Here is a 12,189-nt window from a genome sequence, read left to right on the forward strand (position 1 = left end):
TGGAATCAGGTTCTTGCCGGAACTTTCTGATTTCTCAAGAGAATACCATCCGTCATCTTCGTTTTCAGGCCGCCCTCATGAATAAGCCGGGATCAGCGTTTTGTGTGTGTAGTGCTATGAATTGGGACTTTAAAGCATCCTTTGCTTTCCCTTCCTGCTTATCGGTGCTTCTGATGCTGGCATGGCCACTAAACTAATATGAGGTCGTCTTTTCAAAAAACGAAGATTTCTTCTACATCAGGATTCACTAAATGTCCGCTTTTGGCCGTTATTTGCCACTAGCGATGCTCTTCGATCAGTTGGCGGACCGGCGCGACATCACCGCAACAACAGCCGGCGCACCGGAGATGGCGAGGCTTCGTGCAGCGCTTCTCGATTTGCGCATGCGGCGTGCGGATCGACGTCTAACTCAGGCTTCACCATGAAGATTTCTCAACTAACGACCACCCATAAGCCCGTTAGCATGACGATAAGACCAAGTGCTTTAAAAGCGGACAACCTTTCCTTTAACCACAGGATGCCGATCAAAGCCCCTAAAGGAATGGAGAGTTGACGAAGCGCCACCACATAGCTGACTTCATCGCTTAACGCTAGGGCAACCAACACAAATCCGTAAGTGGCCGTTATCATCAACCCTGTCCACAACATCAGCGGCCGCTCGGTCTGCCATAAACTGGCTAGGCGATGTCGCTCTGATGGCAAGATAAGTACCAAAGGTAGCGCCCATAAAACCGTCACTAACGCCTGCAAGACCATAAACTGCGCGCCCGCTATTAACGCGCTATAACCTGACTGCTGCATCAGCAGCAGCGCCTGATGGTCAATCAGTGAATACCCCATCGTGGACGTCGCCGCCAATAACGCAAACCCTAACGCCGGGCTAAAATAGGTCGATAGGCGTCGCGCTGCCGGGTCGCTTAGCGGTAAACACAAGGCGCCGATAACAATCAACAGCATGCCCACAATATCCCCAAAAGCGACTCCTTCTCGCCCGAGCAGCAGTATTGAAACGATCGGAACCATTACCACCGGTAAGGCACGGGCTATCGGATAGAGCACGCTCACCTCGCCCCGAGCATAGGCCCATGCCAACCCGCCCATATAGAGCATCTGGCAAAGCCCAGAGGCTGCTAGCCAGCCCCAGAACGCGCCGGTCAACCCTGTGGCCGAGGGCCCAATAAACAAAAGTGGTGAAAGCGTTATCCCTCCCGCCGCAATGGATAAGCTGAAGAAGGCAAGCGACGGTGCCCGTCGCTTGCCCAGTACGTTCCACCCTGCATGAAGGCATACCGATATGACGATCAATGTTAAAGCCGCTGGGCTCAAGGCCGCTCTCCATTGATCATCCGTTTATTGATCTCAACAATCACGTCAGGTAGCTGATTAATCGTAGGGATACAGAAATGCGGCTGGCTTGGTGCAAATTGTTCGGCTATCCGCTGATGAGCGCTCCGACGCTCCTCTTCCGGCATCGCCTGATAGGTGTCGTGATCAACGCCCAAGGTATTCCCGGAACAGGTCAGTGCCACTGTCCACATCCCGGCACTGCGCCCTTCGACGATGCCAGGGGCGGTATCATCCACCTTGACACAAGCAGAGACATCGCGAATGCCGAGCGCTATCACATTCGCCAGCGACTGTGCCGGATGCGGACGGCCGTTAGGTACATCGTCGGTCGCCACCACATGATCCATTTGAATGCTGCGCTGCCTTGCAAGCGCAACGACTTTTTCCAGCACAACGCGCGGATACCCAGAGCACGAACCCAGCTGCATACCTTGATTGCGCAGCTTTTCTAGCACTTCTGGAGCCCCCGGTATTGGCGCTGAATGTTCTGCAATCTTTTCAATCTGCAACGGCATGAAACGTTCATACAAAGCCGTCACATCATCATCGCTTGGGGCATGGCCAACGATCTCGGCAAATCGCCTGGCAATGGCCGGCTCATTACATAGGGTGCGAATATGATCCCATTTCCCCATGCCCATCGGGCCTCGGGCTTCCTCAAGAGAAATAGTGACATCCAGCTCGGCAAAGGCTTCAACAAAGATTTGGGTAGGTGCAAAGGAGCCGAAGTCAACCAGGGTGCCAGCCCAGTCAAAAATGGCGGCTTCCAGCTTCTGCGGGGGCTGATATTGCATGGTTTCTTCCTTATTCAGGCAGGTTGGGGAAAGGTAGCAGGGCGTGTGCAGCTCACCTGCATGATGTTCAAACTGTGCTCCACTGCTTCAAGCAGTACCTGCATAACGCGGCTATCCACCTGACCGATATGACCAATGCGAAAACTTTCCACTTCCGTCAGCTTGCCGGGATAAATCACAAATCCACGGGCCTTGAGCTCGGCATAAAATGTCTTGAAATCAAAATTCGTATCATCTGGACTCAGAAAAGTGGTAATGATCGGCGATAACCAGTTGTCCTCAAGCAGTGTCTGAAAACCGAGATGACGCATTCCATTAACCAGTACATCGCGGTTCTGGCGATAACGAGCAAAGCGTGCCGCGACACCGCCTTCAGCGCGGTGCTGTTCCAGGGCAGCATGAAAGGCCACCACCGAATGCGTTGGCGGTGTAAAACGCCACTGACCGGTACGCTCCATATAATCCCACTGGGCATGCAGGTCGAGGCTTAAGGAATGTGACTGCCCAGCACTGGCTTCCAGCACGCGGCGGCGGATGATCACAAACCCGAAACCTGGCACCCCTTCAATACATTTATTGGCTGAGGAAACAAGGGCATCCAGGGGTATCTGATCAAGATAAAGCGGCACGCCACCAAAGGAACTCATGGCGTCCACAATAAAACGCTTGCCGTGGCGTTCGACGACCCTGGCAATGTCCTCCAATGGGTTGAGGATGCCGGAACTGGTTTCACAGTGAATCAATACGACGCTGGCAATTTCTGGATGAGCGGTTAGCCAGGCATCCACCTCTTCCGGCAAGGGCGGCAGGTAATCGCCTTTATCCATCACCTGAACATCGCGTCCCAGGTAACGAAGAATGTCTGCCGCTCGCTTGCCATAGGCGCCATTACTAAGCACTAGCGTCGGCTCAGTTTGCGTGGTCACACTGGCCAGAGTGGCCTCAACGGCAAAGGTGCCGCTACCCTGCATGGGCACACAGACAAACGTCTCTGGATCAGCGTTTGCCATGGCGAGTAGCTGCTGGCGAATATCCGCCGTCAGCAGGTTAAAATCGCTGTCCCAGGAACCCCAGTCTTTCAGCATGGCGCTTTTTGTCTCTGCTGACGTCGTCAAGGGTCCTGGCGTCAGCAAATAGGGCTCAGAAGCGTCTTTCATATCATGATCAGCTGTTATCAACATTGGTCTATACCAGTTAAAAAATTCAAAAAAATAGTCTTGCCGGGGAACGCGCTATCTGTTAAGCACTTTCGTGACAAAAGGCATGAAATCGCTGAATGTCCAACCACTCAGTTGCTCGCACTTTCCCGTATCATCCCAGCGCCGTAGGGCAATAGAGGCCTTAAAATGCTCAGAGGCCTCAAAGTGATTGCACTCTTCTGCTGTCATGACACCGCCCTGATGCTGCAAAGAATGACGAGAAGCTTCGGAAAGCGCATCGTAATAACCAGGTTCTATCGCACAAAGATAGCGCTTGGCATGGGCATGTAAGCGTATTGGCTGGCATACTGCATCATCGAAGAAGGGTTCCAGCAGGCTCGCTCCGATGTTGTCGTGCTGGTTTTCCTCACGCCAGTCAGAAGGCCCCACCAGATGGCCAATATCATGCAGTAAGGCGGCAACTATCAACGCATCGGATGCATTAGCCTGATAGGCAAGCGAAGCACATTGCAGGGCATGCTCCAACTGCGTGACATCTTCACCGTAGTGAATATTGCCTGCCCGTTCATACAAGGATTCCAGCGCCTCTAAGATTTCACCATGACGTGCACCTACAGCAGGTAAGGCATCGTTAAACGCTATGGGTGTCTTCTCATTCATATCTAGCCACTCCTGAAGTTAACGTTTGATTCAGCTGGTAAGCCGCCAGCGCTGAGCGCGCGTCAGCACCACATGGGTAAGCAATGCATGCAACAGCTTGACCACCAGCGAGGTGAAGAAGATAAGTACCGCCATGGCGGCTGCACTGGCGAAATAACCCGCTTCATCCAGGTGTAGCACCGCGACCGATGCCAGGCGGGTATCACTGTTGTAGAGAAAGACAACGGCAGAGACCGTGGTCATGGCGTTGACGAAAAGATACACCGATATATCCAGCACCGCCGGGAGCGATACGGGTAAGGTCACTCGCCAGAAAGTTGTCCAGAAAGGCACTTTGAGCGAGGCTCCCACGGCTTCAAACTCCGGGTCTAGCTGCTTAAGAGCAGTGACCGAAGTGAGGTGACAGACGGTATAAAAGTGCACCAGAGTATTAAGCACCAGGATCGCCAGGGTGCCATACAGCCAGTTGAAAGGATTACCCGCTTGGTTGAAAAAGAAAATGTAGGCAAGCCCTAACACCATGCCTGGAACGGCCATTGGCAGCATGGCCAGAAAGTGCAACCCCTGCCGCAGCGGTGCATAGCCTTCGGTCTTCTCAATCAGCCAAGCGTTGAAGAACACTACCAGTGTACCAATCACCGCCACGCTGAATGCCAGCTTTAATGAGTTGAACCAGGCGGGCCAGCCGCCCCCTGCCAGGCCGTCAAAGCCATAATGATCCAGCGTAATGGAAAGGTTGTAAGGCCAGAATTGCACCAGCGATGCATAGATGGCCGTGCCGATCACCAACAGGATAATACCCGCCACGCTGTAACAGATCAGCGTAAACACACCGTCGCGCAGCGGCTGAGGAGCTGGCTGCCAGGGAACAGCACGCGCGGAGAGCTGGGCCACCTGACGACGTTGTATCACGCGGTCAACGATAAAAGAGATCACTGCTGGCAAAAGCAGGATGACGCTAACCACGGATCCCATCTGAAAATTCTGCTGGCCAACCACCTGGCGATAGACATCTGTTGCCAGAACGCTGTATTGACCACCGATAATCTTGGGGACACCGAAATCGGTAATGGCCAGAGTAAAGACCACAAAAGCGCAGGAAATCAGCCCGTAACGCACGCCCGGCAATGTAATGGTGAGAAAGGTTCGCCACTTGGGTGTCCCCAAAGCTTCGGCAGCTTCATAAAGGCGGGCATCACTGTTAGAGAGCGCAGTGGTCAGAATCATCAGTGCATGAGGGAATATCCAGAAGCTCATGCCCATGACAATCCCGATCGGGCCATAAATGCTCTGCCCCATCAAGACATCACGAAACCAGCCCTGATTGCCAAACAGGTACACCAAACTAATGGCAGGTAGCAGGGACGGCGCCAGAATAGGCAAAATCGCAAGAAGCCTAAAAGCGCGTTTACCCGGCATGCAGGTACGGGTAATTCCGTAGGCACACAGAAACGCTAGGCTAACCACGATGGCAGTACTGAAAAACGCGACAAAAAGTGACTGAAAAATCGAGTTGGCGAGAGCGGGTGTCTGAAAGTATTCCGCAAAATTTGCCAATCCGATAAAGTCGCCCGCTCGGTTCTGCAAACTCTTGATCAACATGGTCAAAAGCGGCATCAAGAGCCCGAAAACCATCAGCGCAACCGCCAGTAGCAGCACGATTAAGCGAATCAGGGATTCTCGAGAGCGCAGCGTTTGCGGTAATAACGAGAGTACAGCGTTCATGCAGCGCTCCCACCAGCGGGATACAATCGCATGGCTTCAACCGGGAAACACATGCTAACGCGCTGGTTCACATCTAAGGAAATCGCTTGGGCATCACGCGAAGAAATGTCTGCCAGTATCGGTTGATCACAGCCTTCCAGATGCAGATGAACGCGTAGAAATGCACCAAGAAATTCGACATTGGCAACGTCTGCCTGCAAGCCTTCTTGGCTCTTCGATAAGGTTACTGCCTCTGGTCGTACCGCCAAACGCGCATGTCCCGAAGGTGCCTCTGAAAAACTCTTAGGGCAGATCAGCTGTTGCCGCCCTAACTGCCATGAGCCCGCCGATTTTGAGGTGACATCCATCAGGTTCATGCTGCCCACAAAAGTGGCAACAAACTCGCTGGCAGGATACTGATAGATCTCAGCAGGCGTTCCCACCTGTTCAATCACGCCATGATTCATGACCACGATGCGATCCGCCATGGTGAGTGCTTCTTCCTGATCATGGGTCACCATGACGGTCGTCACGCCAAGGCGTCGCTGAAGGGCTTTCATTTGGCTACGCAGGTGAACGCGCACTCGGGCATCCAGTGCGGAAAGCGGCTCATCAAGCAACAGCAGACCTGGTTCAGTAGCCAACGCGCGGGCCAATGCCACCCGCTGCTGCTGCCCACCCGAAAGCGCCGCCGGATATTTGCCTTCGCTGCCCGTAAGCTCCATCAGTGACAACAGCTCAGCAACACGCGTACGGATCTGCTGACGATCCTGACGCTGGTTACGTAATCCATAGGCCACGTTGTCATAGACGGTCAGGTTGGGGAACAGCGCATAAGACTGAAAGACAATCCCGAAGTCCCTTGCCTGAGGCGGCAAGGCTGACACTTCTCGGCCGCGTTGAACAATGGATCCGGATGACTGTGGTGCTAGGCCAGCAATCGCCCTTAGCAAGGTGGTTTTTCCACAGCCTGAAGGTCCCAGGAAGCAGACAAGCTCGCCTTCCTGAATCGTCAGATCAATCTGCTTTAGCGCGGTAAAATCACCAAACTGCTTGGTCAGACCGGCAATCGATAAATGAGGCTGGCTGGCACTGGTATTTGTATAGACATCAGGTGACAGCGCTGCCGTTAAGCTTTGCATAACAATTGCTCCTGGCCCGATGCCTGAAAGGCATCGGGCACATGCCGTAGGTTTACTCTTCCGACTTGCTGCCGTAACGGCTCTGCCATTCTTCCAACACACGAGAACGGTTCACAGCGGCCCACTGGAAGTCAGCGTCGATCATGCGATCGACGATATCGGCAGGATAATTCTCGATTTGTTGTGCAACACCCGGGTAAGCCACCACCGCATAGCCTTCGTTATACAGCTCGTTTGCTTCCTCGGAGACTGCCCAGTCCATTAGGGTTTGAGCCGCTTCCAGCTTGTCGGTACCCGCCATAATGGCAGCGGCTTCCATATCCCAGCCCAGGCCTTCCTCAGGGAAAACCAGTTCTAGCGGTGCCCCTTGAGATTTCAGGCGCGCCCCCCGGAAAGCAAAGGAAACACCCACGGTGGTTTCACCGGTGGCAGCCAGGCTGCAGGGAGCAGAACCGGAATGTGTGTAACGGGCAATGTTGTCATGCAGGCTGTCCATATATTCCCAGCCCTGCTCTTCTCCCCACAACTGCAACCAGCTGGCGACATCCAGATAACCGGTGCCGGAGGAATTGGGGTTCGGCATGATGACCTGGCCTTTATATTCAGGCTTGGCCAGATCCGCCCACGAGGTCGGCTTAGGCACTCCGTTGCGCTCACCTTCGATAGTGTTGTAACAGATGGCGGCGACCCAGGCGTCCATTCCTACCCAAGCCGGATCCTGTCCCTCACGTGTGTAGGCAGCATCGACAAACTTGGGGTCTAGGTTCTCTACACCTGCTGGTGCATAGCGCTTTAGCATGCCCTCGTCTTCCAGCACCAGCAGGCTGGTGGCTGCCAGACCCCAGATCATATCTGCCTGGGGGTTGTCTTTTTCTGCCAGCAAACGCGCGGTGATAACGCCTGTCGAATCACGCACCCAGCGGATATCAATATCAGGGTGCGCCTGGTTGAAACGTTCGGCATATTTTTGCAGGTCATCAGACTCAACGGCGGTATAAACCGTTAGCTCTGTGGCTTGGGCATTCGTCAGGGTGGCGGCCGTCAACACGGCTGTCGCAAGCAGTGAGCGTTGTAGATTCATCATCATTTCTCGCCTATGCAGGAATAAAAGCAGTCAGTGGTTTCACCTTCCTTGGTATAGACCAAATTTTTAACTACTAAGATGACGACGCCGTGACGCTCATATGAAGAATATTTGACGATAGAGTGAGGAATTGAGGATATAAAAAACGCTGGAGGAAAAATTGAACACAGTTCCGCCGCATTCTGCGATTCAATTCTGTGAATGAATCGTCAGTCAACCACCTTTGCCAGTTCCGCGTTTTCGTACCGTGACGGCCAGATCACGCTCGCCAAATGCAGCGAGCCGCTGAATTTTCGCTGGAGCCGCGATCTACCGGCGAAACCGAGCAATGTCACCGTCTCCAAAGACCGCGCGGGCCGTTATTTTATTAGCTGCTTGTGCCAGGTCGAAACAGAAGCCTTAGACATCGTGCCGAAAAGGGTCGGTATCGACCTGGGGCTGAAAGCTCTGTTCGTGACCAGCGACGGCCAGCGGGTCAATAATCCGCGCCATACCACGCAGTACGCACGCAAGCTGGCGAAAGCGCAGCGTCGCCTGAGCCGTAAGCAAAAAGGCGCCAATAACCGCGCCAAAGCCAAGCAGAAAGTCGCTAAGTGTCACGCCAAAACCGCCGATACCCGGCTAGATCATCTTCACAAACTCACCCGCGAGATCGTTAACGAGAACCAAGTGATCGCAGCGGAGAGTTTGCAGATAAAGAACATGGTTAAAAACCCCCATCTGGCCAAGGCCATCAGCGATGTCGGCTGGGGTGAGCTGGTGCGCCAGCTTGCGTACAAGGCTGAATGGGCAAGGCGGCAGTTCGTCCAAATCGACCGCTGGTACCCCAGCAGCAAGCGCTGCCATGGCTGTGGCTATGTGATGGAATCACTGCCGCTCAACATCCGCACCTGGGACTGCCCGGACTGCGGCGCTGAAGGTATTGATCGGGACGTGAACGCGGCCCGCAATATTCTACAAGCAGGCACCGCGCTACTGGCTGGCGACGGGAGTTGAAGAACATACCGAGGGGCACTCGGAAATGAACGCCTGTGGAGTTTGTATAAGACCGGCAATGCTAAGGCATTGAGGCAACGGACAACGAAGCAGGAACCAGGAAGGAAGGTAACGACCTGGGAATCCTCATCCTGAAGCACGCCAGCGCAGAAGAGTGGGGAGGATGTCAAAACCGGGTGTCTTTATTACCGAGCTAGATCGATATCAGCGATGCTGTTTCAGCTCAACACGGATACTGAGCGCGTCATGCAGCCAATGCTCCTCGTCATATTCGACTGGTCGCTGATCGCCATCCAGAATCGTGCGACATATATTCAGCCCGGCGGTACCCGCGGCAACGCCCAATTCACGCGCATCAGCTCCTTGCAAAGCCTCTGAAACCATACTGATTGAGCGATGTGAAAGGCGTAAATTCCACTTTTCCCGCAACAACTTCCATAGCGAAAAATCAAAGCGTTCATCAAGAAGGCCTGGCGCTCTTTCTGGCACAACCCAGAGCGATTCGACCAGCACGGCACGCTCATCCACATAGCGTCGGCGTCGGATATGATAGAAGGTCTGATCAGCCACTAACCCTAGCGCCTTAGCAGCCGGTGGATGTGAAGACGTTGAAACACTCAGTACTTCCGTGCGCGGCAAACGCCCCTGATCTCTGACATAGTCATTGAAGCCCGCATCCCGAGTCGGGTCATATTCAAGGCGCTTTGGTGATACAAACCAGCCGCGACGATTGCTACGGTGGATGCGGCCTTCACCTTCCAGCTGTGCCAACGCTTGGCGCAAGGTAACACGGGTTGTCTCGAAACGCTGCGCCAGTTCGCGCTCAGCGGGTAGCTTGCCATTGTCATTCACCCAAGCCGTATCATCAGTCAACAACACATCACGGAGTTTGTCCGTTACATGCAGGTAGTAAGCTTCAGCCATTCATGCCTCTTGTTATCCATTTTATTGCCGAGTCTTGCTCTTTTCAGATGTTGGCAGTTTTGATAGTGGCGGATGGCTAACTAGCATCGGAATCACGCCAATCAAGGCGTTGCCAGCCTTCCATGGCCGCAATTTCAGCTAACACCGGATCAGGGTTAACAACAACAGGCCGATTAACCACATTCAAAAGTGGTACATCATTACGCGAATCCGAATAGAAGGTCATGTAAAGACCATCTTTCATGGCCTGTTGTTGCTTCCATTCCTGCAAGCGGGCGACTTTGCCACTACGGTAAGACAATACTCCCATCGTTGCACCGGTATATCGGCCATCAACGATTTCTGGTTCCACGGCAATAACATATGGAATACCAAGGGCAACCGCAATAGGTTCCACCAGGTGCCTGGACGACGCAGAAATAACCACCAGGGTATCCCCAGCGTTACGGTGTAGTGCTATCGTCTCCTTTGCCTGAGCAAAAATGGTAGGTAACACCCGACGCTGCACAAAGTCAGTGACGCAGGCCGTTACTGTTGCCACATCACGGCCACTTAGCGGCTCTAGCGTCATTTTAAGGTAAGTTTCAAGCTTGAGCTTGCCGGCATGATACGCCTCCTGCATGTTCTGGGCGGCGGCCAAGAACTCGCCAGAATGCTGTATCCATCCCAGATCAATCATTTCCCAGTTCCACAACTCGCTACAATCACCGTCCAGCAAGGTGTCGTCCAGATCAAATAACGTTAGCCGTTGCATAACGCTCTCCAGGCTTTTTGAAGCGCTACATCTTAATGCTCGAGCGTTACAATCAAATGACTATCATTCCATCTTGACGTTTTAGATCCGGCTCCACTTACAATGCTACATCCTCACGATTAGCTTTCGCTTAAACATAGGATAAATGCGTACTGGCATTGTCGAGTGCTACCGCGGCGACGATAAGCAAGGCGATGCCTGCGGCCAATCCCACCCATTCAACGCTGGCCCCAGCTGGAAGCGAGTCTTGCGTCGGTACGGGTTACCGTGCGGACTAAACGTAGACAGCGAGCCGATAAGCCGCGTGATTGCGCCACGGAAGCGATATTTGCTGTAGGTGCCGACGTCGTAAATAAAGCGTAAGGCTACATGAGGCGCTGAGACCGGCCTGGCATCGCTCAGCCTGCCAGGGTCTGAGAGCGTGGCATGTCGGCATAGAGACTTACCAAGAACCTGGGAGGTCCTGCTACTTTCATCGACTGCGGGTATCTAGATAACGACCTAGGCCCGCTGGCGGTGCGTTGTCGTCAGCGGGGAGCTAACCAAAGGATGCTTGGATGGTGCCGCTGGACGAGGTTAACCAGAGCCCGCTGTATCAGTGGCAGGAAATCGAAGTGTTCCATAGTAGTGAGGAAGCAGGGGGAATCACCCCGGACGCCCGTGTAGAACGAAGGGAGCACCGGGCAATGGATTTGCTGAAGGGACCGATGACAAGCGCTGGCATGTATATGCGTAAGTGCTAAAAGGCCGCTTTGGCCGCTAGAAGAACTCAGCTAAGCTGTACCTCGTCACATTGGTCATGGGCAATCTAAAAATGATAGTAAGTGATATGGGAGGCCAGCTTGGCATATCACATGCCAGACTCTATGTAAGCGCTCCATCAGCCACATCTACTGCAGCTGACCGGCTTTGAGCACACTGGTGAACTCTGATAGACAGGAGGAGACCATGAGTGAACTGACTTCAACACAGGCCTTCTGGATGAGTCATCTGTTCCATGCTTCATCTCGTCAGCTGCCATTGAGTGAGTATGCCGACGAAAAACGCTGGCGTTGGCATCATTGTTAGCTTGGGAGCAGCGTCTATTGTGCAGGGTATCACCGTGCCGCCGCGGTATCGGCCACGGCGTTTCGTCGCCTTCGAGGTGACGTCATGATCCGGCCCGATACCAGGCTTCGGGTCTACCTGTGCCGCGAACCGGTCGACATGCGCAAGCAGATCGATGGGCTGGCCCTGCTGATCCAGGAGGGCATCGAACTCCTTTTTTTGCTAATGGTTGCAGTTATTCATCACCGCGCAGTATGCCTCAGCGTATCGCTTGGCATCTTCAAGCGCGCGATGCGGAGCTGAAGTTTTGTTGAGGATGTTCGTCATTTTTATAATCTGCTTAGTGTCCATTACGTCATACAGCTGATAGATATCAGCCAGCTGAAATGAAGCCTCCATCCTTGCGGCTTGGAAAAGCCGGTTGAGCCAAAAACCATCGAATGACAGAGCGTCGCAGAATACTGTTTCAACGCCCAGCTTTTCTTCTAGTTGTCGGGTCCCGTGTGATTAACCACCTTCTTGGTAAATAACTCAGGACGCTTGGTTTGCCATTCCTTCATTATCGCAATCGGTGATT

At 53.4% G+C, this 12,189-nt stretch carries 11 protein-coding genes and 1 pseudogene; 3 read left to right on the forward strand and 9 right to left on the reverse strand.

The features are described 5' to 3' along the window. A partial coding sequence (locus QC823_RS15610; protein ID WP_309657265.1) for a hypothetical protein occupies nucleotides 1-197 on the forward strand: 197 nt, incomplete at its 5' end. Between the two features lie 235 nt (nucleotides 198-432). On the opposite strand, the gene QC823_RS15615 is transcribed toward QC823_RS15610, so the two are convergent. From QC823_RS15615 to QC823_RS15645, 7 genes are all read right to left on the reverse strand, one after another. Then, the gene (locus QC823_RS15615) at nucleotides 433-1,326 is read right to left on the reverse strand and encodes an EamA family transporter (protein WP_309657266.1); all 894 of its coding nucleotides are present in this window, start codon (nucleotides 1,324-1,326) and stop codon (nucleotides 433-435) included. Next, nucleotides 1,323-2,141 (reverse strand): phosphonoacetaldehyde hydrolase, encoded by an 819-nt coding sequence (gene phnX, locus QC823_RS15620; protein ID WP_309657267.1) that lies wholly within the window; start codon nucleotides 2,139-2,141, stop codon nucleotides 1,323-1,325. The genes QC823_RS15615 and phnX overlap by 4 nt, the downstream gene beginning before the upstream one ends. Before the next feature lie 14 nt (nucleotides 2,142-2,155). Next, on the reverse strand, nucleotides 2,156-3,298 hold the full coding sequence (locus tag QC823_RS15625) for a 2-aminoethylphosphonate--pyruvate transaminase (RefSeq protein ID WP_309657268.1): 1,143 nt from the start codon (nucleotides 3,296-3,298) through the stop codon (nucleotides 2,156-2,158). A gap of 75 nt (nucleotides 3,299-3,373) precedes the next feature. Next, nucleotides 3,374-3,961: an HD domain-containing protein gene (locus QC823_RS15630; RefSeq protein WP_309657269.1), complete on the reverse strand. Its 588-nt coding sequence runs from the start codon at nucleotides 3,959-3,961 to the stop codon at nucleotides 3,374-3,376. Between the two features lie 30 nt (nucleotides 3,962-3,991). Next, the gene (locus tag QC823_RS15635) at nucleotides 3,992-5,686 is read right to left on the reverse strand and encodes a putative 2-aminoethylphosphonate ABC transporter permease subunit (RefSeq protein ID WP_309657270.1); all 1,695 of its coding nucleotides are present in this window, start codon (nucleotides 5,684-5,686) and stop codon (nucleotides 3,992-3,994) included. Then, the gene (locus QC823_RS15640; RefSeq protein ID WP_309657271.1) at nucleotides 5,683-6,807 is read right to left on the reverse strand and encodes a putative 2-aminoethylphosphonate ABC transporter ATP-binding protein; all 1,125 of its coding nucleotides are present in this window, start codon (nucleotides 6,805-6,807) and stop codon (nucleotides 5,683-5,685) included. The genes QC823_RS15635 and QC823_RS15640 overlap by 4 nt, the downstream gene beginning before the upstream one ends. 52 nt (nucleotides 6,808-6,859) lie before the next feature. Further along, entirely contained in the window at nucleotides 6,860-7,888 is a 1,029-nt protein-coding gene (locus QC823_RS15645; protein ID WP_422823682.1) for a putative 2-aminoethylphosphonate ABC transporter substrate-binding protein, read from the reverse strand. A gap of 207 nt (nucleotides 7,889-8,095) precedes the next feature. Here QC823_RS15645 and QC823_RS15650 point away from each other — a divergent pair. Continuing rightward, nucleotides 8,096-8,887 (forward strand): annotated as a pseudogene (locus QC823_RS15650) (RNA-guided endonuclease InsQ/TnpB family protein); the annotation flags it as partial. Nucleotides 8,888-9,091: 204 nt separating this feature from the next. On the opposite strand, the gene QC823_RS15655 reads toward QC823_RS15650, so the two are convergent. Both QC823_RS15655 and QC823_RS15660 read right to left on the reverse strand, forming a co-directional pair. Beyond that, nucleotides 9,092-9,811, reverse strand: a complete 720-nt coding sequence (locus tag QC823_RS15655) for a UTRA domain-containing protein (protein ID WP_309657273.1) — start codon at nucleotides 9,809-9,811, stop codon at nucleotides 9,092-9,094. A 76-nt stretch (nucleotides 9,812-9,887) separates the two neighbouring features. Further along, complete coding sequence (locus tag QC823_RS15660; protein WP_309657274.1) at nucleotides 9,888-10,565, reverse strand: HAD family hydrolase; 678 nt, start codon at nucleotides 10,563-10,565, stop codon at nucleotides 9,888-9,890. Nucleotides 10,566-11,717: 1,152 nt separating this feature from the next. On the opposite strand from QC823_RS15660, the gene tnpB reads away from it, so the two are divergent. After that, entirely contained in the window at nucleotides 11,718-11,915 is a 198-nt protein-coding gene (gene tnpB / locus QC823_RS15665) for an IS66 family insertion sequence element accessory protein TnpB (RefSeq protein ID WP_309657275.1), read from the forward strand. Nucleotides 11,916-12,189: the final 274 nt, after the last annotated feature.

It is taken from the genome of Vreelandella vilamensis, from assembly GCF_031451755.1.
In the GTDB taxonomy this organism is placed as follows: Bacteria; Pseudomonadota; Gammaproteobacteria; order Pseudomonadales; family Halomonadaceae; genus Vreelandella; species Vreelandella vilamensis.